18 protein-coding genes and 1 riboswitch are annotated in these 23,832 nt (G+C 52.8%); of the genes, 7 read left to right on the top strand and 11 right to left on the bottom strand.

Going from position 1 to position 23,832, the window contains the following annotated elements:
• Window positions 1–36: 36 nt before the first annotated feature.
• From MCJ35_RS13920 to MCJ35_RS13930, 3 genes are all read right to left on the bottom strand, one after another.
• On the bottom strand, window positions 37–1,524 hold the full coding sequence (locus tag MCJ35_RS13920) for an FAD-dependent oxidoreductase (protein WP_025486702.1): 1,488 nt from the start codon (window positions 1,522–1,524) through the stop codon (window positions 37–39).
• Between the two features lie 43 nt (window positions 1,525–1,567).
• Window positions 1,568–3,583, bottom strand: coding sequence for an oxidoreductase (locus MCJ35_RS13925; protein ID WP_025486701.1), 2,016 nt, complete (start codon window positions 3,581–3,583; stop codon window positions 1,568–1,570).
• A 162-nt stretch (window positions 3,584–3,745) separates the two neighbouring features.
• Window positions 3,746–4,690, bottom strand: coding sequence for a flavodoxin family protein (locus MCJ35_RS13930; RefSeq protein WP_240299536.1), 945 nt, complete (start codon window positions 4,688–4,690; stop codon window positions 3,746–3,748).
• Window positions 4,691–4,906: 216 nt separating this feature from the next.
• Here MCJ35_RS13930 and MCJ35_RS13935 point away from each other — a divergent pair, with 216 nt between their 5' ends.
• Complete coding sequence (locus MCJ35_RS13935; RefSeq protein ID WP_025486700.1) at window positions 4,907–6,523, top strand: PucR family transcriptional regulator; 1,617 nt, start codon at window positions 4,907–4,909, stop codon at window positions 6,521–6,523.
• Between the two features lie 27 nt (window positions 6,524–6,550).
• On the opposite strand, the gene MCJ35_RS13940 is transcribed toward MCJ35_RS13935, so the two are convergent.
• From MCJ35_RS13940 to MCJ35_RS13965, 6 genes are all read right to left on the bottom strand, one after another.
• Entirely contained in the window at window positions 6,551–7,030 is a 480-nt protein-coding gene (locus tag MCJ35_RS13940) for an ureidoglycolate lyase (RefSeq protein ID WP_025486699.1), read from the bottom strand.
• Complete coding sequence (locus MCJ35_RS13945; RefSeq protein ID WP_008717492.1) at window positions 7,027–7,932, bottom strand: ABC transporter permease; 906 nt, start codon at window positions 7,930–7,932, stop codon at window positions 7,027–7,029. Before MCJ35_RS13945 ends, MCJ35_RS13940 begins: the two co-directional genes overlap by 4 nt.
• Window positions 7,933–7,937: 5 nt before the next feature.
• Window positions 7,938–9,023 (bottom strand): ABC transporter permease, encoded by a 1,086-nt coding sequence (locus MCJ35_RS13950; protein WP_008717494.1) that lies wholly within the window; start codon window positions 9,021–9,023, stop codon window positions 7,938–7,940.
• Complete coding sequence (locus MCJ35_RS13955) at window positions 9,013–10,539, bottom strand: ABC transporter ATP-binding protein (protein ID WP_008717496.1); 1,527 nt, start codon at window positions 10,537–10,539, stop codon at window positions 9,013–9,015. The genes MCJ35_RS13950 and MCJ35_RS13955 overlap by 11 nt, the downstream gene beginning before the upstream one ends.
• 107 nt (window positions 10,540–10,646) lie before the next feature.
• Entirely contained in the window at window positions 10,647–11,753 is a 1,107-nt protein-coding gene (locus tag MCJ35_RS13960) for a BMP family ABC transporter substrate-binding protein (protein ID WP_025486698.1), read from the bottom strand.
• A gap of 24 nt (window positions 11,754–11,777) precedes the next feature.
• Entirely contained in the window at window positions 11,778–13,184 is a 1,407-nt protein-coding gene (locus MCJ35_RS13965) for an ADP-ribosylglycohydrolase family protein (protein WP_008717500.1), read from the bottom strand.
• Between the two features lie 149 nt (window positions 13,185–13,333).
• Between MCJ35_RS13965 and MCJ35_RS13970 the strand changes: the two genes are divergently transcribed.
• Window positions 13,334–14,527, top strand: a complete 1,194-nt coding sequence (locus tag MCJ35_RS13970) for a PucR family transcriptional regulator (protein WP_034578062.1) — start codon at window positions 13,334–13,336, stop codon at window positions 14,525–14,527.
• Window positions 14,528–14,539: 12 nt separating this feature from the next.
• Here MCJ35_RS13970 and MCJ35_RS13975 read toward each other — a convergent pair whose 3' ends face one another.
• The gene (locus tag MCJ35_RS13975; protein WP_240299537.1) at window positions 14,540–15,298 is read right to left on the bottom strand and encodes a creatininase; all 759 of its coding nucleotides are present in this window, start codon (window positions 15,296–15,298) and stop codon (window positions 14,540–14,542) included.
• Window positions 15,299–15,514: 216 nt separating this feature from the next.
• On the opposite strand from MCJ35_RS13975, the gene codA reads away from it, so the two are divergent.
• The 5 genes from codA to MCJ35_RS14000 all read left to right on the top strand — a co-directional run bounded on the left by codA (window position 15,515) and on the right by MCJ35_RS14000 (window position 22,362).
• On the top strand, window positions 15,515–16,801 hold the full coding sequence (gene codA / locus MCJ35_RS13980) for a cytosine deaminase (RefSeq protein ID WP_051400701.1): 1,287 nt from the start codon (window positions 15,515–15,517) through the stop codon (window positions 16,799–16,801).
• 159 nt (window positions 16,802–16,960) lie between these two features.
• Window positions 16,961–17,057, top strand: a riboswitch (purine riboswitch).
• A gap of 81 nt (window positions 17,058–17,138) precedes the next feature.
• A complete protein-coding gene (gene xdhA / locus MCJ35_RS13985) occupies window positions 17,139–19,565 on the top strand; it encodes a xanthine dehydrogenase subunit XdhA (protein WP_025486695.1) in 2,427 nt (808 codons plus the stop codon).
• A gap of 25 nt (window positions 19,566–19,590) precedes the next feature.
• Window positions 19,591–20,481, top strand: a complete 891-nt coding sequence (gene xdhB, locus MCJ35_RS13990; RefSeq protein WP_025486694.1) for a xanthine dehydrogenase subunit XdhB — start codon at window positions 19,591–19,593, stop codon at window positions 20,479–20,481.
• Window positions 20,474–20,968: a xanthine dehydrogenase subunit XdhC gene (xdhC, locus tag MCJ35_RS13995; RefSeq protein ID WP_008717513.1), complete on the top strand. Its 495-nt coding sequence runs from the start codon at window positions 20,474–20,476 to the stop codon at window positions 20,966–20,968. Before xdhB ends, xdhC begins: the two co-directional genes overlap by 8 nt.
• 53 nt (window positions 20,969–21,021) lie before the next feature.
• Complete coding sequence (locus MCJ35_RS14000) at window positions 21,022–22,362, top strand: uracil-xanthine permease family protein (RefSeq protein WP_025486693.1); 1,341 nt, start codon at window positions 21,022–21,024, stop codon at window positions 22,360–22,362.
• Window positions 22,363–22,448: 86 nt separating this feature from the next.
• Here MCJ35_RS14000 and MCJ35_RS14005 read toward each other — a convergent pair whose 3' ends face one another.
• Window positions 22,449–23,759, bottom strand: coding sequence for a DUF4261 domain-containing protein (locus MCJ35_RS14005; RefSeq protein WP_025486692.1), 1,311 nt, complete (start codon window positions 23,757–23,759; stop codon window positions 22,449–22,451).
• Between the last annotated feature and the right edge of the window lie 73 nt (window positions 23,760–23,832).

The following is a 23,832-nucleotide window of genomic DNA, read 5'->3' on the forward strand; positions in this document are numbered from 1 at the left end:
TTTTTCACTCCTGTTTCAGGCCAGGTTTCCCTGGTATCAGTACTCAAACCCATCCAGCTCCGCCGCCGCGTTCTCGCCTGCAATGCGTCCGCTGTTCAGGCAGAAGCCCATGGTGTTGCCCGCAAGGATAAATGGATAGCTGTCTCCGAAAATATTGCATGCGTCCGTTCCCACGCAGTATAATCCCGGAATCACCTTTGCCTCCTGGGTCATGGCCTGTGTCCTGTGGTTAATCTTGACGCCGCCCAGGGAGCCGTATGCGCCCACGTTCTGGCGGCAGCAGTAGAACGGCGCCTTTGCAATGGGCTGCATGTAATGCCTGTCTTTTTCAAATATCTCGTCAAACCCGGCTTCACACATCTCATTGTATTCTTCCACCTGGGCGGCCAGCCCCTCGGGGTCGATTCCAGCCTTCTGTGCAAGTTCCTCAATGGTATCCGCCTGTGTTATGGGTTCATAGCCATCTGCCAGGTCCCTCTCCCACTGCTCGTCAAAATGGTCGTACAGGTCATGGGGATGTACGTGGCTTACAATGTCCGGACCTTTCTTTTTATACTTTTTCAGCAGCTTGCTGTCAAAGATGGAGAAGGCCACGCTGCCCGGCTGTGCCGTGATTGCATTGCCTGTGAAGGTGGTATTGCCGATCTGGTCCTCCGGCATGAATCTCTGGCCGTTGCGGTTCACCCACAGACATGGCTGGCGGAATGCGCCGTCCAGGATAAAATGGTTCATATTATCAGGAAGCTGGTACATAAGTTCCATTGTGCAGGGTTCCTTGCCTGCGCCGGCCTCCCATGCCATGCGCAGCCCGTCCCCCTTCATGCCGGGAATCGCAAAGTTGAAAATGGTCTTTCCGAACTCATATCCTGTTTCTTCTTTAATCATGGCCGGGTTGTCCCCAAAGCCTCCAGTGGCAAGGATGACTGAATTGGCCCTTGCCTCAATTTCTTCCCCGTCCTTGTCCTTTGCCAGCACGCCCACTGCGCGGCCGTCCTCCATGATGATTTTGTGGACCGGTGTCTCAAGGAGGAATTCCACGCCCAGCTCCTTGGCCCTTTCCGTCATTTTCTTGGTCATGGCAGTGGCTGCCCTGGGTCCTGGTATCCCGCCGCCCTCAGGCTTACACACATGCCATGTGAACTCCCCGTCCGAATAAGCCCTTGTGTCCTCCGGCGCGCTGAACGCCCTCTGCACGCCTGCAAACTCCACGCCCATGTCCATCAGCCAGTCAATGGTGTCCCCTGATTTGTAGTAATAGTCACGGACCATCCTGGCATCCACACGATAGTGGGTAAAATACATGTGCTTGCGGAACGCCTCCCCCGGTGTCAGGGAAATCATGTGCTCCCTCTGGATCCTGGAGCCGACCCCAAGAGGTCCCATTCCCATGTTGGCCGCGCCCCCGGTGGTGCCGGACTTTTCAAAAACCAGTACCCTGGCTCCGTTCTCTGCCGCTGATATGGCTGCCGCAAGGCCGGAAAGGCCGGCAGCTGCAACAATAATGTCTGTTTCCATCTTCTTCATGTTTCTTCCTCCATTTTCTTTTATCCCTGTTAATCCGGGCGTATTACACAATGTCAATGGCGGCTTCATATCCCCCATGGATTGCATCACCTGCTTTTCCGGCTTTGTCACAATCACCGATTACATAGGTCTTAATGTCCCCGGCCATCTTAAGTATCTCCTGTACCGATGCCTGATCCGCCTTCATTCCCATGGAATATATGCAGGTATCTGCGGGAACCAGCTCCGCCCTGCCGTCCCGTTCCACCACAACGCCCTCTGCCGTGAATTCCAGAACCTTTGTATGTAACATCTGCTTCAGGCCCCGTTTGTCCATCTCGTCCAGAAGGGCGTTCCTATAGTATCCGAATGTCTCAAAAGCCATCATCTCCTGCATCTCAACCACCGTTACCTCATGGCCGCGGCCTGCCAGGTGAAGCCCCACTTCGCATCCCACAAGCCCTCCTCCGGCGAGGACAACCCGCTTCCCAATCCTGTCCATATCATGATATGCCTCCAGTGCATTCATGGCCCGGTCAATTCCCTTGATGGGCGGTTTGACAGGATGGGCGCCAACGGCTATGATGACGGCGTCCGGTTTTATCTCATCCAGGATTTCCCTGGTACATGCTGTTTCCATACGGATATCCGGGCAGCTTTCCCTTGCCTCACGGATTAGGAGATTCTTAAAATTCCTCAGGTCCACCTTATCCTCATCCTGGTCCGTGAAATTAATCGTGCCGCCCAGTTCCCCTGTCTTTTCCAGAAGCGTCACCCTGTGTCCCCGCTTTGATGCGGTAACTGCTGCCTGAAGGCCGCCCACACCGCCGCCCACAACCAGCACCTTCCTGCTTTTTGTGGGATACGGATGCCTGTCTTCATACCATCCAAACCCGGAATCCGGGTTGATGGCGCAGCGCCCCATGGACGCCGGGCTGTAAATACGGTCAACCTCTTCCTTGGAAAGCCCTTTCTCCCAAAGGGGGACATCGGTTTTGTGCTCACAGAAACCAGGGTAGCAGGAAAAGCATCTGACACATTTGCGTATATAGTCTTCCCTTCCCGTAAATGCCTTGTTGGGGAATTCCGGATCCGCAAAGCCCTGGCGTCCCAATTCGATAAAATCCGCTTTCCCATCCCCAATCACCTGGTCTGCAAAGGCCGGGTCATTGATTCCGCCGATGACAGCCACCTTTGATTTCGTTACTGCCGCCTTGACCTGTGCGGCAAACCCGACATTGACGCCGTGTACGTCAAAGAAATCCGAAAATGTCTGGGTCTGGTTCCCCGCCCATTTAAGGCCGTTGGAAACGTGGATGATGTCGGCCATCCCATCGATTTCCCGGCAGAATCCCACCATATCGCGGATGTCCATGCCGCCGTCCACACCATCCTCGGCCGACATGCGCAGCTCCAGGATCATGTCCTCCCCAATCCCTTCCCGCACTGCCTCCAGGATCATTTTGGGGAACCGGGCGCGGTTCTCCATGCTTCCGCCGAATTCATCGGTCCTGTGGTTGGTCCAGGGGGAAATGAACTGTTGGATGTTAAATCCATGTCCTCCGTGAACCAGGACGCCGTCAAACCCGCAGGCCTTTGCGAATCTTGATATCCTGCGGTAATCGTTGCAGATTTTTTCCATCATCCCCAGGTTCAGCGCATATACCTGCACCCCGTCCTCCCGGACATAAGCATCCGGCCCCCACGGCACATATGGGGCTTTTGTTTCAGCCACAGCGCCTTCGTGGGAAAACTCAAGGTAGGCAAGGGCGCCGTGCTTTTTGATACGGTCCGCATATTCCTTCACCTTTTTGAAGTCATCCCCGTCATAGTCTTCCATGTCAATGGCCCGTTCCATGAACAGTGTGGTTCCCTCTTCATTGTTTACCGGAAGCTCGCCTGTGGATACGGCGGCAAACCCGCCCTTTGCCCGGTTCTCCACCATACGGTATACATTTTCAGCTATCTCCGGCAGAAAAAACACGGAATGCGCAAACAACGTGGGGGCTGCGATTAAACGGTTTTTGTAGACCTTTCCCCGGATGGTCATGGGGCTTTCCAGATGTGTGAATTTACTCATATGTCCTCCTTTTTCATCTAAACCTGAATGGAACCTGGATTCCTTATTGTCCTGTCTGGTTCAAATTATAAAGGATTGACAATCCCTTAACATCATGCCTGCACCTTATGTTTTCTTCCATATGCAGCTTGTTTTTGTGCAAAGGCACAAATCCGCTTCGCACTAAACGCGTTTAAACTGTTTGTTTTTATATTTCTGAAGCCTTTCCTGAACCAGCTTCAGATTCTCAGGATCCGCATAGAACCCGCCTTCGGTGTGACCGATTTCCTCCAGGTGTCTTGCCCTTCCCGCCACCGTGGTGCGGTCCTTCAGGTATCCGTCTTTCTGGATGACGAATTTCCATTTTCCATCCCCTGTCTTTTCCAGATTGCCGCCGGCGCCGCAGACCTGGCATTCCACGGGATAGTGAAGCCCGTCCCACTGGGGTTCCCCCAGAACCAGGGCATTGGAATGGCAGTTTGGGCACCAGCCCATATCCTCATCCCCCAGCCAGGTCCGCTCCCCTGCCGGTGTACGGACTGCTGTCATGATGTTTTCACCCATCTTCCTTGCCCGCGCCATCAAGCCTTCATCCAGCAGGCACTGTGCCCGTCCCGGCACCCTTGCGGCCAGTATCATGTCCACCACCTTCATATCGGTTGTGAACATGGTGGCCTGCATGGCCTCCAGGGCCATGGACTGCCACGCCCTTGTGGAACCTCCGGCACAGATCAGTCCCGCAACCCTGTCCTTATGCTCAATTGCACCGATTGTCTCTAAAAATGCAGTCTCATAGCTTAAGCTCCTCTGGGCAAATATCAGGTACTCCGCATTGGGCATCAGATCATAGGTTGGCGCGGAAAAAATAACGGCGTCCTGGGCCAGCATGACCTCCATGATTTTCTTTTTGTCATCCTTTGCATCCAGCACACAGCCCACATTCTTCCCCTGGGCCATTCCTCTTGTACAGGAAGTACATCCTGTACAGCTTTCAATATGATAATCCTTCAGATTGACCATGGTTACCTCTGCACCGTCCTCCTCACAGTACATAAGCGCTTCTTTTAACAGTATCTCGCTGTTGCTGTCCTTTCTTCCTGCGGTGATACCCATTACTTTTACTGACATTTTCTCTCCTCCTGGACTTTTGTCTGAATCATTTTTTCTAACAGATGTTATGGATTAGATGTTACGGATGGATAGTCGGAATTGAAACCTGTCCGCAAATCTGCTATACTTTATATAAATATATCAGTTATTTTTTTAACAATCATCCATTCCAAGTCGGATATAATCCGCAATCATCTGCTGTTTTTCAGACATTTGTCTGATAGGAGGTTTAACATGGCATACTTAGGAACCATTGTCCGTCATCTGGAAACCACCTTTCATGTGAAGGTACATGGGCAGTTCCATACACGGACTGAAATTGAAGGAACACGCTTCCTCACGCAAAAACCGGAAACAGACCCGGACCATGGGGACAAGCTGCTTTATATCGCATGTTCCCAGGCCGCGGCCCCTGACAGGCACCCTGAGGCCGCTCTCTCCGCTGGGGCCACACAGGCCGCCTTCCCTGCCGGGCGCCCTGAGGCCGCGGCGCCTTCCTGCCATCTGCCGAACATCCTGCTGACCGGGCAGGATACACCCCCGGATAACCCCCGCATCCTCTACATCCAGGAAGCCCTGGATGCCTGCGGGGTATTCAACGCCATCCAGGAGGTCATCTTCCGGCATTATACGCTGAAGCTGAAACAGGAGGAATTATTCCAGTCACTGCACAGTGACAACGGGATTGACGGTATGGCCCATGTGGCCCATACTTTTCTTGGCAACCCTGTCACTATCTGTGATACCAGCTTCTCGGTCATTGCCGCCAGCCCGGTTGTGAAGGATGCGGACAACCTGGAGGAAAAGCACGGGCGTCTTTACCTGAAGGATTCCCTGTTCCAGAACATGGCGGACCAGAACATCATCCGGCACATCTACTCCTCCACCGTGCCGTATAGAACCACCCTGGACGATTACCCGTATCAATGGGTATTTGAAAGCATACGCATCCATCACGCCGTGGTGGGCTATATCTGTGTCCGGGGTACGGTCCGGGAATTCACGGAAGACGATATGGAATTCATTGATGTGTTTTCCAAGATGCTTTCCATTGAAATGCAGAAGGATTCCAGTTACCGCCATCCCACGGGACTGAGATACGAGTACTTCCTCACGGAGCTTCTGGAAGGACATTTTGACCGGGCAGAATACATTGCCAGCCACCTGGTCCAGCTTGGACGCGCCCAGATGCCTTATTACACAATCCTGCTTCTTAAATTCACGGATCCGTCGCGCAAGCCAAGGCAGTACAAAGGATATTTTGAACAGCTTTTGTCCCTTCTCCCAAACTGCATGGTGGTATTGTTCCACGGCGACCTGGTTGTCCTCCTGCCCAGCGGCAGCGGGAATCCCTTCCGTGAAACAGGCAGGAACCGGTTTGCCGCCTTCCTGCAGCTAAACCACATGCAGGCTTACGTCAGCTATCCTTACACGGATATTGCAAAGAGCAGCATCTATTGGCAGCAGGTAAAAGAGCTGTCCCTGTTCCATGAAAAAACCGGCCTTAAAAAAGACCGGCATTTCATCTATTATGAACAATATTATCTGGAGCATGGCTTCTGCCAGTATAAGGATACCGGGCTTTTGGCCGCCTCCGTCCACCCGGTCATCACACAGATGACCGCATATGACCGCACCAACAACACGGAATACGCCAGGACACTCCGGGTCTACCTTGCAAAGAACCGGAATGCCCTGGCTGCTGCCGGGGAACTGCATATCCATAAAAGCACCTTTTTCTACAGGCTGGGGAAAATGGCCGACCTGTTCGGCATTGACATGAATGACGGCCTGGCCCTGTTCAGCTATGAATACTCCTTCCGGGCGCTGGATTATCTCGGCATGGGGTGATGCAGTCCATTCCGTCCCTCCGCCCGGTCAGGCTGTAACCGACACCCCGTCCCCGGATACCCGGACCCAGAGGGCCGGGGCAGGTCCCTGGGAGGCAAGGTAATAGTAAGCACTCCTCTTCCCGATGCCATGGCATGCGTCATGCCAGATATTCCGGTCCAGGACCGCCACATCCCCCGGATTCAGGATAACGGCCCGCACATCTTCGGCCCGGGGCGGCTCATCCCCCCTGGACTTTGCCACGCAAAGCACGACCGGGTCAGCGGCGCAGAACAGCGCTTCCTGGGTATGGTCATGTTTCTCCATGGCCTTTACAACATAGGGCGCATCCATGCCGATGGTATACCCCAGCTGCCCCGGCGTATCGATGAGCGGCGTCTTTGTCATATAGTCCTCAAAGTCCTCCCCCAGGGTCCTGTAAACCCGGTCCCTGTCCCCTGTCATATTATAATATGTACCGTATCCGGTAAAATCAAATTCCTTAATATCCACTGCTTTCAGTATCATACGCTCTCCTTTTTAAGCTCGTTTAAGTTGGTCAGGCACATTACCACGATTGTCACCACATAGGGCGCCATCAGCACCAGCTGGGACGGTATGTTAAAGCTCTGCAGGCCCACGGAAAGCGCGTCCGCAAAGGAAAAGATAAAGCAGGCAAAAAAGGATTTTAAAGGGTCGCCCTTGCCGATACGGGCCGCGGACACAGCCAGGAAGCCTTTTCCCGCAGACATGTTCTCCGTGAACATGGATATGCCGCTCAGCGGAAGGAACGCGCCCGCTGCCCCCGCCAGGACGCCTGTGATGATAAGGCTGGCCCACTTATACTTTACCACGGACACCCCCGTTGTCTGCACCGCCTTGTCATTAATCCCAACGCCCCGCAGACGCAGCCCGAAGGGCGTCCTGTACATGACAATCTGGGAAAGGATGACCACTGCAAATGCCATGTAGACCAGGATGTTCTGGTTATTAAATATCTCATTCACCACCGGGATTCCATCCAGGAAGGGCATGTGGATGCTGCCAAAGCTCTTGATCCTTGGATCCAGTATGGAGCCCCTGATATGGAATATATTGAACAGCAGCAGGGAGGTAAGCCCCCAGGAGCTTAGGTTCATGGCAATGCCCACCACGATGGGGTCTGATTTAAAATGCAGCACAAAGGTTCCGAAAACAGCGGACATGACAATCCCTGCCGCGATGCCGAACAAAAGCCCCATGAACGCATTCTCAAACAGATAGCTGCCCCAGGTGGCGAAGAATGCGCTTGTAAGCACATAGCTCTCCAGACCGATATTGAATATCTTTGCCTTATGGCCGAACACACTGCCCATTGCAGCCAGGGCCAGGGGCGCGGACAGCCGGATTGTGGCGGCTAATGTGGAAACACTGAATAGTAATTTAAACATACCTTCTACACCTCCCCTTTCTGGCTGCGAAGCATCCTGATCTGGCGTTTTTCACACAGCCACTTATACAGGGCCTCATAGTCCACAGCCACCAGCAGTACGAATACAGCCTGGAGCACGGAGATTACCAGACGGTTGGTATTGGTCACCCTTTCCATGTGGAAGGAACCGCTCTTTAACATCCCCCAGAATATGGAAATGAAAATGACCGCAATGGGATTGTTCTTGGCAATGGACGCAATCATGACGCCGTCCCAGCCCAGATTGGTGGCAAACGCAGGCCTGAACTTGCCAAAGGAGCCGGTCATCTCGGTTCCGCCGCAGACGCCTGCGATGAATCCGCTCAGCAGGAAAATCAGGATGAAGGTCCTCTTATAGTTAATACCGCCGTATTTGGAGAACCTCAGGTTTTCCCCCACCATCTTTAGCTCATATCCCTTTACCGTATATTTATACAGAAGATACACCAGGATGGCGATTCCAAGGGCAATGAAAATAGCGGTGCTGGCGCTGGTCTTAGGTATGATGGTGCCAAGGCGCGCAGTGGGAAGCATGTCCGGCGTGGCAATGGCGTCCGCCAGTTCAGAAGCGTCAAACCCCATGTATTTGAAGGTCAGGTACTCCGTAAACAGGGAGGCCGCATAGTTTAACATCAGGGTACAGATCAGTTCATTCACATTCAGCGTCAGCTTTAGGATTGCGGGTATGAATGCAAACAGCATGCCGCCGATCCCGGCAGCCGCCAGACACAGCGGTATGTGTATGATTTTCGGTACCGCAACGGACGCCCCGATGATAGCTGCGAGGAATGCGCCGAAATACATCTGCCCTTCAATCCCCACGTTCCAGATTCCGGACTTGAATGCAATCACGGCCGCAATTCCTGTTATGATGCTGGGGGTTGCCCAGCGGATGGTTGTCCCGATGGCGCTGACGCTTCCCACGGAACCTGTAATCAGGGCTGAAAATGCCTCTGTGGGACTGTTTCCCTGGGAAAGTATGATACAGGTGCCGATGAACATGACCATCAGCATGGATAAGATGTATTTCAGGATTTCCAGCTTGGTATTCTGTGCCAGTCTAAATTTCATCCCTCTTCCCTCCTAACATGTACAGTCCTATGGTCTTCTCGTCCAGGTCCGGCGTATTTTCCAGGTTCCCCACGATCTCGCCGTTATACATGACCAGGATCCGGTCGGAAAGCTCCATCACCTCGCCCAGCTCATGGCTTACCAAAAGCACGGAAACACCTTTCTGGGCAATATCGATGATTTTCTGCCAGATGAACTCTATGGCGCCCACATCAATGCCCCTGGTGGGGTCCTCTATAATCAGCAGGTCATTGTCCTGAAGGAACTCACGTCCCACAATGGCCTTCTGGATATTGCCGCCCGACAGGGTGCCCATCTTGTCATGGATACCCTGGGTCTTTACCTGGAACTGTTCCACCACTTCCCTGGTAAATTTCTCAGCTTCCTTTTTATTCACAAGAAGGGGATTCCTGAACCTGTGGGCCACGTGATAACCCATGATGCAGTTTTCCACCAGGCTGCAGTTCGTACTGCATCCCGTGGCCAGACGGTCCTGGGGCACATATCCGATTTTCTTTTCCCGTTTCTCCTTTGGCGTTGCAAAGGTTATGTCTTCGCCTTTATATGTAATCGTTCCGGTTTTCGGCTTCCTAAGCCCAAAGACCGCCTCTATCAGTTCACCCTGTCCAGAGCCGGCAACACCTGCGATTCCCACGATTTCGCCTTTTTTCACTGACAGACCCACGTTCTTTACTTTCTCAATCCCATCGCTTCCCACAACAGTCAGCCCTTTTACGTCAAGCACCGTGCTGCCTGTATCTTTTTCATGCTTACTGGTATTGAACAGTACCTGGCGCCCCACCATAAGGCTTGCCAGCCCATGCTCGTCCGTATCCTGCGGATAGAGGTTCCCGGTCACCTCGCCATTCTTCAGGACCGTGATGTAATCCGATATCTCCATTACTTCCTTAAGCTTATGGGTAATCAGGATAACGGTCTTTCCGTGCTTTGTCAGGTAACGGATTGCCTGGAACAGCCCCTCGATACCCTGGGGCGTCAGCACGGCTGTTGGCTCATCCAGAATGATAAGTTCCGCACCCTTATACAGTATCTTTACAATCTCAACCTGCTGGAGGAGGGACACGGGAAGGTCCTCGGCCCGTTCATCCAGAGGGATGGAAAAACCATACTTCTGCGCAATCTCCTCAATATCTTTTTTGGCAGTCTTCTTATCCAGGAATCCTCCTGCCTTCTTTGTCTCAAATCCCATCATCAGGTTTTCCAACACCGTAAGCTCCGGGAACAGCATGAATTCCTGGTGTACCATACCAATCCCGCACCTGGTGGCATCATTGGGATTCCTGAACACTTCCTTCCTGCCCTTTACAAAGATTTCCCCTTTGCTGGGTTTATAGATACCTGAAATCATATTCATCAGCGTACTTTTGCCAGCTCCATTTTCCCCGATGATGGAGTGCACGGTACCTTTTTTTACAGTCAGGCTGATGTCATTGTTTGCCACCAGCTGCCCAAAGTACTTTGAAATGTGTCTTACCTCAAGGATAACTTCATCCATAAGATCCCTCCCTTTTAAGGAATTCCCCGGCAGCAAGGTAAACTGCCGGAGAATGTTCCTGCCCCCCTGCCGGGGCGTAAGCCGTGCCAGGGTATGCCTTAAGTCCCCTAGTTAGCGGTGTCCTTTGTCACGTCAATGGTGCCTGCCTTTATCTCATCCCCCACTGTTTTCACTGTTTCCTGAAGTTCCGGGGACAGCTTGTCAAATTCCTGCTGGGTATACATCGGAAGATCCTGGGCCATTCCGTATTCCTTGTCCCCGCCTTCAAAGGTTCCCTCAAAGGATGCTTTTCCTTCTTTATACAGGGCTTCATCAATGGGCTTTAAGGCGGACCAGATGACGCTCTTTCCAACATCGCCCTGATAATCGTCGCTGCCGATACATTTTACATTCAGCTCATCACAGCCCGCAATCACGCCAAGGCCGCTTCTGGAAGCAGACTGGAAGATTAAGTCAACGCCTTCGTTCTGGATCATCAGCTTGGCAACCTCCTGTCCCTTAACAGGATCCTGGTCATTGCCCACATAAGCAACGGATACCTGGATGGACGGGTCTATATAGTGGACCCCATGGATAAAGCCATCCCTGTACTTGCGGCTGACCGGACGGTCTGCATGGGCAATGAAGCCGACCTTTTTCTTTTCCGTATTATTGGCCGCAACCACGCCGGCGATAAAGGAGGACTCGGACGGGTCAACGGATACCGAGCTTACATTAGGTTCATTGGTTTCCATGTATACGTCGCACAGGACAAAATCCGTATCCTTGTATTCAGGCGCAAGCCTCAGTGCGATTTCCGAAAGGTCGCCCCACATGGTATAGACAGGGTTATACCCCATGTCCGCCATGGCGCGCACCTGGTCCTCATACTCGGCCTTGTCCAGTGTCTCCACAATCTTTAATTCTGCTCCCTCTTCATCTGCCAGGCGCTGCAGGCCCTTGACACAAAGGGCAATGAACGGGTCCCCCACAGGTGACGGGATCAGAAGGCCAATCACCTTTTTCCCATCGCTTTTTTCTTCCTCTGCCTTGGTTTCCTCCGCAGCCGCATCTGTTTCCGGCGCCTTGGCAGACGCGTCCTGTTTTGTGTCCGTCTGCCCTGCTGCGGCTGTCCCGCTTTGCCCAGTCTGTGCCGTCTTCCCACAGCCGGCCAGTACGGTTGATAACCCCAGTGCAACACACAATGTAACCGCTGCTAATTTCTTCACTCTCATAATCGTTCCTTCCCTTCTCATGGTTTAATTATATTTCAGAATGGCTTCGGTGGTCTTTTTGGATAATGACGTTATGGACTGGCTCTCCATGGTCCTCACATAGGTATCCAGCTGGTCCCTGAGGGGAGCGACAAATTTATCATCCAGTGCATCCAGTCCAAGCATTACCCCATACGCATGTCCTATGGGGCCGCCCGTACAGTCATTATCCTGACCGGCCATCATCAATATCGTCATGGCGCGCTCAAAGCTGTTGCCCGCAAAACGGATTGCCACAACCTCTGCAGCCAGGTTGGGGTACGCATGTACCCAGTTGTATTCCTTATACTTTTCCTCACACAGTTCCCATGCCTGGCGGTAATCCCTGGACTGACTGCAGGCCTGGCATGCAAATGCGAGGACGCTGTAGAATTCACTGTCACGCGGGATCATCCGCATGGCCTTGTCAAGGATTACCTGCATGTCGGTTTCCACATAAGCCATGGAAACAATCAATGCGTTAAACACTTCTGCCAGGATGCCGTTGTTGTGATGGGAAACACACCCGTCCCTCCACGCCAGCTCTGCCGCCATCCTTGGGTTTCCCGGCGCCAGGGCGCCGCAGATGGCGGCGCGCATGGCGGCCCCGATCATCTCCCGGTATGGGTTGGCCACATAACCGCTTTCCGGCGGATAGATGCCGTGGCGCAGATGGTTCAGCGCAATCTCCTCCGCAGTATAGGCAAATGGAATATACCCCACCCATTTATCCGCGATATCCTCCGAGGTTATGTCATACCCCTTTTCCCGGAACGCTTCCAAAAGGGCCAGTTCAAATGTAATGTCATCGTTCAGGGTTTCCGGCGGTTTCACATATTCCGTTATTTCGCCGAATACCTCCCATATCCTGGAGGATTTAAACCCTTCCACTGCGGTTCCCAGGGCGGAGCCAATGATTTCCCCCAGCCATCCTGCATGGACCTTCTCAAAGAGCGCATCCTGTCCGGGCAGCCTGTATTCCGGGTATTCCTGGAACTTCACGGACTGCGCGTACTGTTCAAAGCTGTTGTAAACCGTGTAGGACCAGTAGGGGTGGCTTTCTATCTTCGGCGCCTCTGCCAGGGCTTTAAATACCCGGGCATTGATGATCTGCAGGTCTATGAGCCTGTCCTCATCAATGGCCCTGAATGCTTCCGGTATCAGGCGGTCTGCTTCCTGTACATCGTATCCCATGTTCCTCATACTGGAAATCGCACCCAGCATCTTGGAGTAGGGCGCCTTGGATTCCGGCAGCGGCTTAATCCACGCCCCTTTGCCGGTTTCCAGCATCTGCCTTGCCTCCTCCAGGAATTTTCCCTCCAGGAGGTTGTCCCACTGGATCAGATCCGTGCGGTCCCTGACCGGAATTGCGTCACAGAAAAATTCATAGTCATATTCCCATGCTCGTTTCATAATATTTTCTCCTTATATTCATATTTTTTTGTCTGTTCTGCACAATGGTTTTATATAATTCTTCGTTCCCCCCACACATGTATGCTTATCCTATCTTTTAGTATAATTTTAGATAATACTGTCAGCAGACAATGAAAGGAGTAACAACAATGGCTATTTACTGTGAAGATCTGTTTAAACTGTCCACCTTCCGCGACGCGCGGTTAAGGGGAGGCAGGACCGGCCTGGGGAGGAAAATCACCTGGCCTTACGTAGGCACCACCCCCAGCGTATCCCAATGGCTCCACGGAGGTGAAATCCTCTTCCTGACAGGGGTAGGCATCCCCTCGGACGATGAATCCCTGCTGAACCTGACCGAGGAATGCATCCAGAAAAACTTATCCGGCATCGTATTCCTGCTCAATCCGGATTACATTCCCGAAATCCCTGAAAAGGTGATTGAAAAAGCGGACCAGGAAGGGCTTCCCGTGTTCCAGATGCCCTGGAACGTGAAGCTGATTGACGCCACCCGGGAAATCATTGAACTGATGGAACAAGTCAATGAGAAAAGCAAGAACGTCCGTTTCTTCCTTGAAAGCCTGCTTTTTTCCAACAACAGCGATATTGACTCCATCATGCATTTTTATAACATCCGCCTTCATTCCCAGTACTGTATATGCGTGGTGGAATCCGCCGACAATGTATTCTCAGAAGCCATTGAATCCAACTTCCAGCACCTGTCTGCCTCTGTGCGGAACATTGCCCTGTCAAGCCGCCTGGCCATACTCAGCTGTTCCTATGCCAACCGGCTGATCTTCCTTTTGACGGCCGACAGCAGAAGCGATACCGTCTATCTGCAGAACACCATATCGAATAACTTCGAATACATCCAGGCGCTTCATGCATCCAGGGGAGGTTATATGAAAATGGCTTTCAGCCGCACCTTTACCAAGCTGAACCAGATCAAACAATGCTACCATGAAATCACGGTGGCCCTGTCCACCAAAAACCTCCACGCACTGTTTCCCAACCACATCATCCACTACGAAAACCTGGGAATCTACCGCATCCTGTTTGAACTTGATAAGAATGAGTCCATCCGGGATTACTGCATTAAGAACATCGAACCCCTGATTACATATGACACACAGCATTCATCCAATCTTCTTGAGACACTCCGGCTTTATTTCATCAACAACTGCCATTCCAGCCAGACCGCCCAGGCCCTGTTCATCCACAAGAACACCCTTGTTTACCGTTTATCCCTGATAAAGGAACTTCTTCACACGGATTTATCCAATGCGCTTAAAAACCTGGAGCTGTTCAACAGCATCCTCCTGTACGATTACCTTCATGCCGTCTAGCAGAATTCCCGTCTAACAGAATTCCCGTCTGATGAAATCACTGATATTGGAAACCACATCCTCCACAATCCACTGCCCCTTCAGGGCAGAGGAGGATCTGGCCGTGGCCAGCACCCCGTTGGACGGTATGCTGTTTTTATCAATGGGATACCGGTAGCAGAATCCCGGGTCCACATGATCCACGTCTGCAATCAGGTCCTGACGCACCAGTTCCGGCGCAAAGTACATCATCAGGGAGGTTTCCGTAATGGCAGCATGCTCCAGCGCCCAGCCCGGGAATGGCACCTGGTCAAATATCCGTTCAATCATATTGGTTGACATGGGGTCCCACCAGTTCATCAAAAGAAGCTTTACCCCATCCCCATGCCTGGCTGAACACAGGTCCATGGCCTCCACTACAAATGGTTCATTCTCAAAATGCGCATTGAACAGCAGGATTCGGCTGAACCCATCCCTTACAAACTCGTCAATCACATCCTGCACCAGGTTCTGCAGCGTCTGTCCGTTCAGGTCAATTGTTCCGGGAAACAGAGGGCCTCCTCCGCTGAAGGGCTTCGATTTATATCCATAACAGAGGGCCGGGGCCACAATCCCATCCACCTGTCCTGCGATGCGGTATGAAAATTCCTCCGCCAGCACCGTATCCACACACAGGGGAAGATGCGGCCCGTGCTGTTCCGTTGCCCCGATAGGAAGGATCACGATGCCATCCTTTCTCCCCGCATATTCCGTCCATGTCATTTCCTTCATCTTGATGTGTCCTGACATCATTTTGTCCCTCCCTTTGTCTCATCTTTGTATCATGCCACTATCATACTGTTTTTCCCCTGTCCTTTTAAGGTGTGGTCCGCACAAAAATACAGGCCATGCTTTAGGCCCGACGCACACAAAAGAACCGGGGATTTTTTGGTCCTTTGGCACAATTACTTTTTTATCCTTTTCCTGTAATGTGGTCTTAGAGCATGTTTGAAAACTCATATGGAGGGAATGAATCAATTGAATACAATCTTGTTTACCAATGCGCATCTTTATCATGAGCCGGATTTATGCGACCTGCTGGTGGAGGACGGCCGTTTCCTGGAAATCGGGCCATGCCTGAATAAAAAATATCCTGTGGGGAATATCTGCGACCTTCACGGAAAGCTGGTGCTTCCTCCGTTTGTGGATTCCCACATCCATCTGGATTACGTATACACTGCCAGGGAACCGGGGGCGGGCAACTATTCCGGGACCCTCTTTGAGGGGATTGAACGGTGGTCCCGCGGAAAACAGAACCGTTCCGTGGAGGAAATAAAAAGACGGGCCAGAATCGCGTTAAAAAAGGAGATACTGAACGGAACCCAGTACATGAGGACCCATGTGGATGTCACGGATCCGTCCCTTAACGGGCTAAAGGCCATCCTGGAGCTGCGGGACGAACTGAAGGGGGTGCTGGACCTTCAGGTCATAGCATTTCCCCAGGAAGGGATGTATTCATATACCAACGGCGATAAGCTGGTGGAAGAAGCCCTGATCATGGGGGCTGACGTGGTGGGCGCCATCCCCCACTATGAATTTGCCAGGGAATGGGGCGAACAGTCCATTAAGACGGTCATCCGGCTGGCCCTTAAATATGACAAGCTGATTGACATCCACTGTGACGAGACAGACGACGAGCAGTCACGGTTCATTGAATCCCTGGCAGCCCTGGCCTACCAGAACGGGATCGGCAGCCGTACGACTGCCAGCCACGCCTGCGCCATGGGTTCCTATAACAATGCATATGTCTATAAGCTCTTTAAGCTCCTAGAGCGTTCCGGCATCAACATAATCTCCTGCCCCACCGAGAACATCCATCTCCAGGGCCGGTATGACTCCTATCCAAAACGCCGCGGCCTGACCCGTGTCAAGGAACTGAGCGATGCAGGAATCAACGTATGCTTTGCCCAGGACTCCATCTCCGACCCATGGTATCCTTTGGGCAACGGCAATCTCATGACCATCCTGGACTTTGGCCTGCACATCTGCCACCTGATGTCATTTCCTGAAATAGAAAACAGCTTCCGCTACATCACGGACAATGGCGCCCGCACCCTGTCCATGGAAGGAAGCTATGGGATACGGCCGGGCAATGACGCCAACTTCATTGTGCTGGACGCCTCCGATCCCTATGAAGCCATCTGCGAACGGGTCGGCGTCCTGGCATCCGTGCGCAGGGGCAGCTTCCTGTTCCGTAAACAGCCTGCCAAAACCGAACTCAACTGCGGTTTTCTCAGCAAAGTGCAGGATGTATAAGCGGAAACACATGGATGCGTTCACATTTATTGGCAATAATGTACGAGGATGGCGCCATTATTTTTATGCATATTGCACAAGCATTTTCAAATATTTTTTAGAATTTTGCCTATGGACTAAAATTTTTTTAGGTATTATAATATACCACATGAAAACAATTTAACATATCCATTGCCAATATGTATATCCTGGGGATTGGCCCAGAGTCTCTACCAACTACCTTAAAGAGTTGACTACATATCTTATGTAGCCAGCTCTTTTTTTGTTTGTGTAAGGGCATTTCTGAATATTCCGGTATATCTTTTGGCAAAAACAATACAAGGAGGAAAATAGAATAATGAATATTGTAGGGCAGCAAGTGAAACGTGTTGATGCTTACGGAAAGGTGACGGGTGAAGCCAAATATACGGCGGACCTGGAACCCAGGGACATCCTTCACGGCAGGGTCGTGCACTCCACCATAGCCAACGGGCGGGTCAAAAGCTTTGATCTGACGGAGGCTTACAAAGTGCCGGGCGTGGTTAAGATTGTCACCTGTTTTGACGTACCCGACTGCCAGTTCCCCACAGCAGGACACCCCTGGAGCGTGGAAACCAAACACCAGGATATCTGCGACCGCAAGGTGCTGAATGAACGCGTCCGGCTGTACGGGGATGATATTGCCGCTGTTGTGGCGGAGGACGAGGTCGCGGCTTTCCAGGCGGCGCGTTTAATCAAGGTGGACTATGAAGAATATGAGCCCATTGTCACGGTTGAGGCAGCCATGGCAGAGGGCGCCACACCGCTGCACCCGGATATCAGGAAAGACAACGTGATCGTGCACTCCCATATGACCATGGGGGACAGCAGTTTTACATATGAAGAGGGGCTTAAAAAGGCCGTGGAAACCTATGGCGCTGACAATATTGTTTCCATGGATGTGGAGTACGATACCCCCCGTATCTCCCACTGCCATATCGAACTTCCTGTTTCATGGGCCTATGTGGACACCAACGGTAAGGTCACCGTCATCTCCTCCACCCAGATCCCGCACATTGTCAGGAGATGTACGGCCCAGGCCCTTGGCATTCCCATCGGCAGGGTGCGCATCATCAAGCCGTATATCGGCGGAGGCTTTGGCAACAAGCAGGATGTGCTCTACGAGCCGTTAAATGCATTCCTTACCCTCTCCGTGGGCGGACGGCCCGTGAGACTGGAAATCAGCCGGGAGGAAACCATTTCCGGAACACGCACCCGACACGCCATAAAGGGTATATGCAGGGGCGTTGTGTCCAGGGACGGACGCGTGCTTGCCAGGAAACTGGAGGCTTATGCCAACAACGGCGGCTATGCCTCCCACGGCCATGCAATCTGCGCCAACTGCGGCAATGTGTTCAAGGATTTATACAGGGATGAGTTTGGCACCGAGGTGGACTGTTTCACCGTATATACCTCCTCTCCCACGGCCGGGGCCATGAGGGCCTACGGCATCCCCCAGGCAGACTGGTTCGCGGAATGCCTGAATGACGACATGGCCTATGCCATTGGCATGGACCCCTGCGAATTCCGGCTTAAGAACTGTATGGAGGATGGATTCGTGGATCCGGCCAACGGCATCACCTTCCACTCCTACGGATTAAAACAGTGTATCGAGGTCGGCAGGAAGCACATCCGCTGGGACGAAAAATGGAGCGCATACAGGAACCAGACAGGACCTGTCCGCAAGGGCGTGGGCATGGCAATCTTCTGCTACAAGACAGGCGTGCATCCCATTTCCCTGGAAACAGCTTCCACCCGCATGGTATTAAACCAGGACGGCTCCATGCAGCTGTGCATGGGCGCCACGGAAATCGGCCAGGGCGCGGATACCGTGTTCTCCCAGATGGCGGCGGAAACCACCGGCATTTCCTTTGATAAGGTGTATATCGTATCCACACAGGACACGGACATCACCCCCTTTGATACAGGCGCCTATGCATCCCGCCAGACCTATGTGTCCGGCATGGCCTGTAAGAAATGCGGGGAAGAGTTCCGCCACAAGATCCTGGAATACGCTGCATATATGCTGAACCACGATGTAACCGACCTGTCAAGGACCGTGTATGCCGAAGAGGTAAAGGCTGCCGGGATGCGGATCAGGGAAGCCCTTGGCCTCCACGAAGGCGAGGAGATTACCGAGGACATGCTGGACATCGCTGACAGCAAGGTCATCGTAAGCGGCGGCGCACCGGAATTATTTGACGTGTCCGTGGTGGCGGATACTGCCTTCTACTCCCTGGACCGCTCCGTACATATCACGGCGGAAGTGACCAACCAGTGCAAGGACAACACCTTCTCCTCCGGCTGCTGTTTCGTGGAGATTGAGGTGGATATGCCCCTGGGGCTGGTGACTGTGACGGATATCGTCAATGTCCATGATTCAGGAATCCTGATCAACCCCCAGACAGCCCGCGCCCAGGTTCACGGCGGCATGAGCATGGGACTGGGATACGGTCTTTCAGAGGAACTTCTGGTGGATGAGAAAACAGGACGCCCGTTAAACAACAACCTTCTGGATTACAAGATACCCACTGCCATGGATACGCCGGACCTGAATGTGGAGTTCATCCAGTTAGAGGACCCCACCGGCCCTTACGGCAACAAATCCCTGGGCGAGCCGCCTGCCATACCGGTCGCTCCCGCCATCCGCAATGCAATCTTAAATGCAACCGGGGTCCACATGAACGTGACACCTATGACAGCCCAGAGGCTGATTGAGAAATTCAAGGAAAAAGGTCTGATATAAAGAGGACCGGTATAAGGAGAGAGCCATGTTTGACATTAAATCATTTTATGAGGCCGTAAGCGTGAAAGACGCAATCCAGGCCCTTGTGAAGGATACGGATGCCGAAATCATCAGCGGCGGCACCGACGTATTAATCCGCGTGCGGGAAGGTAAGGATGCCGGACGTTCCCTGGTATCCATCCACAACCTGGAGGAATTAAAGGGCGTGAAGCTTCTTGAGGACGGCAATCTGTGGATTGGCGCCGGGACGTCCTTTTCCCATATCACCAATGACCCGCTGATTAAAGAATACATCCCCATGCTGGGGGATGCCGTGGACATGGTCGGCGGCCCACAGATACGCAACACCGGTACCATCGGCGGGAATATCTGCAACGGCGCAACCTCTGCCGATTCCGCGTCCACCATGTGGACCCTGGAAGCGGACGTGGTCCTGGAAGGGCCGGAAGGTGAGCGCACCGTGCCTGTATGTGAATTTTACACCGGGCCCGGACGGACGGTACGAGACCGCTGCGAGGTCTGTAAAGGTTTTGTGATCCGCCGTGAAAGCTTCGAGGGCTGGACCGGACACTACATCAAGTACGGCAAACGTAAGGCCATGGAGATAGCCACCCTGGGATGCGCCGTAAGGGTAAAGCTGTCCCCTGATAAGAAACGGATTGAGGATGTACGGCTGGGCTATGGCGTGGCCGGTCCCACCCCCCTTCGCTGCCTCAAGGCGGAAGAAGGCCTTAGGGGCCATGACATCAATAACAGCGACGCCATCCTTGCCTTTGGAAAGGATGCGCTTACGCAGGTCAATCCGCGTACCTCATGGAGGGCTTCCAAGGAATTCAGGCTTCAGCTGATTGAAGAGCTGTCCAAGCGCGCGCTGAAAGAGGCAATTAAAAAGGCAGGAGGAGAGATAGATGCTTAAAATCGTACACATGAAGGTAAACGGAAAGGATGTGGAGCTGGCAGTGGACGAACGGGAGTCCCTGTTAGACACACTGCGCCAGCGTCTGGGGCTTACATCCGTCAAGAAGGGCTGCGAGGTCGGGGAATGCGGCGCCTGCACCGTACTGGTAAACGGGGAAGCCATTGACAGCTGCATCTATATGACACTTTGGGCAGAAGGCAAAAGCGTCATGACCGTGGAAGGATTAAAGGGGCCAAACGGGGAACTGTCCCCCATCCAGAAGGCATTCATCGAGGAGGCTGCGGTACAGTGCGGTTTCTGTACGCCCGGCCTTATCATGAGCGCGGTGGAAATCGTGGGGACCGGCAAGAAGTATAACAGGGAAGAACTGAAGAAGCTGATTTCCGGCCATCTGTGCAGGTGCACGGGATATGAAAATATCCTGAACGCAATGGAACGGATTGTGGAAGAGGTATATCAGATCAGCCATAAGACGGAGTCTTAAGGGATTGCCCGCGCGGCACCAGATCCTAAAAAATAACAGGGGGTAACAAAATCATGAACAGCAATGCAAATTGCAGCATTAATAATATTTATAAGCTGGAGGGACGGGTGCCGCTTGGCAAAGCCATCCCCTTCGGCCTGCAGCATATTCTGGCAATGTTCGTTTCCAACCTTGCGCCGATTACCATCATCGCAGGCGCTGCACAGCCCGCATTAACCCAGGCCCAGACAGCCATCCTGCTTCAGAACGCCATGTTCGTTGCAGGAATCGCCACACTGGTCCAGCTCTATCCGGTCTGGAGGATCGGTTCCAGGCTTCCGGTGGTCATGGGCGTCAGCTTCACCTTTGTCACGGTCCTCAGCACCATTGCCGCCAATTACGGGTATCCATCCGTGGTGGGCGCTGTGCTGATCGGCGGTATCTTTGAAGGGACCCTGGGACTTCTGGCCAAATACTGGCGTAAGATCATCACCCCGGTTGTTGCCGCTTCCGTCGTGACAGCCATTGGATTCTCTCTTTTTACGGTCGGCGCCCGGTCCTTTGGCGGCGGTTATGCAGAGGACTTCGGCTCTGCCCAGAACCTGATCCTCGGCACGCTGACGCTGCTCACCTGCCTTTTGTGGAACATTTTCGCAAAAGGATATTTAAAACAGCTTTCCGTCCTGGCCGGGCTGATTGTGGGATATGTGATTGCCATTTTCCTGGGCAAGGTGGATTTAAGCCTGATCATGTCCGGCGGCATCATTGCCCTTCCCTCCCTGCTTCCCTTTGTTCCTGAGTTCCATGCAGGGGCAATCATCTCTGCCTGCATCATTTTCCTGGTGTCCGCGGCAGAGACCATCGGCGACACATCCGCCCTTGTATCCGGCGGCCTGAACCGTGAAATCACCGGAAAGGAAATCTCCGGTTCCCTTGCCTGCGACGGATACTGTTCCGCTGTCTCCACCCTGTTCGGATGTCCTCCGGTCACCTCCTTCTCACAGAACGTGGGACTGATTGCAATGACAAAAGTAGTTAACCGCTTCACCATCATGACAGGAGCGGCCTGTATGATCCTGGCCGGGCTGCTTCCTCCGGTAGGCAACTTCTTTGCCTCCCTTCCCCAGGCGGTCCTGGGCGGATGTACCATCATGATGTTCGGCTCCATCCTGACCTCAGGCGTTCAGATGATTTCAAAATGCGGCTTCTCCCAGCGCAACATCACCATCGTCTCCCTTTCCCTGGCAGTGGGCATCGGCTTCACCACCGCCAGCGAAATCGGCATATGGGATATCTTCCCGGAGCTTGTGCAGTCCGTATTCTCTGCCAATGTGGTGGCTGTCGTGTTTGTCGTGTCGGTGTTCCTGAGTCTGGTGCTGCCGAAGGATATGGATATTAAGATGTTGGAGGACTAACTGTGTGGACGGCTGTAAGTCCAAGATCCATGTAAGTCCAGGGTCCATTTAGGGCGGGGAAATTCCCCGCCCTTTCCATATTGATACTATGATTCCGGATACCCAATCTTCAAAGTAACCCCATCCAGTGACACTCCCTTACTCCGCGTAATAGGCAGCTTCTGCTCCGCAGTGAATCCAAGGGTCTCCCCGTCCCTGAGCACCACATCCCCATCCAGCACATAGTATGCCAGGTTCAGGAGATAATCCCTCAGTTCCTGGGGTTCGGCCCTGACATCCAGCACTTCCATCTCATCCCTGCCAAATGCCCTCATTCCATAAGTATAGGTGTTCCATCCCCCTTCGGTCTGGTACAGGCCGAAATAAATCCAGTTCAGGATGGGAAGTCCGCCGTCCTTCATCATTTCTGAAGCATCCAGATAAAACCGGGGCTGGAAAACGGTTCCGCTTGTATAGACGCCCAGAACGGTTTCCTGTCTGCAGCAGGCAGCCATAAGCTTGGCAAACAGCAGGCCGCGCTCCTTTACAGGCGCGTCTTTTCCCATGATTGCAACCATCAGATGGGCTTTATGTGTCTTAACGGTTTCAACGGCCTCGGGCCACATATAGTTGTTGGCGGCATTCGCCTCTGCTTCCCCCTCCGGCACAGGCGCATCCATCATGGCGACCACCAGCCTGATACCGTTGACAGAGTAGATGTGGGGGGCATCCTCGTCATCATGTGCCGTGTTCCCTTCGTCATTGGCGGATACATCTTCCCCTGATGTCTCCCCATCCTCTTCCTCAATACAGTCAATCCCCCAGTCCGCCTTCATATCTGCCGCCAGCTTGTCCGGTGACCAGTGGGGTTCTGAGAGCAGGACAAAGCCTACGAAGGTTCCGGTTTCGTCATTTTCCTCCTGATTCCCATCCTCATCTATATCATTCCTATCTGTATCATTCCCATCTGCATCATTCCGGCCTGCATGGTTCCTGTCTGCATCCTTCCTTCCCGCATCCTCTCTACATGCATCATTGACGTTCCCGCTATCTTCACCTGAACCTTCAGGATCTGCAGGACGGGCCTCCTGTTCCAGCGCCTTTGCCTGTTCCATCCAGTAACGGCGGATCATCTCCACCATTTCTTTTGCCTTGTCCACAGCGGTTGCAGCATCGTATGGTTCCATCTCGCTGAATACATGGCCGCAGTGCTCCGTATCTCCTGGTCCGTATCCGCCGCAGACGCCCAGAAGCCATTTGCCAAGAATCCCTTTCTTATAACGGAACATGTAATAATGCAGGCCATGAAGGTCAAACTCCCCCGCTGGTTCTATCTTTGCCGGTTCCCTTCCAAGCTCTCCCGGATGTGAAAGCCACTCTTTCATTGACTGCATGGCTGCTGCCTGTTGTTGGTTCATGCTGTTATCCTCCTGCTATTTTCTATAATTGAAGTACCGCTCATGGAAATGTCCTGATGAAACTGATTGCCGG

The organism is Enterocloster sp. OA13, assembly GCF_022440595.1.
Lineage (GTDB): Bacteria > Bacillota > Clostridia > Lachnospirales > Lachnospiraceae > Enterocloster > Enterocloster hominis.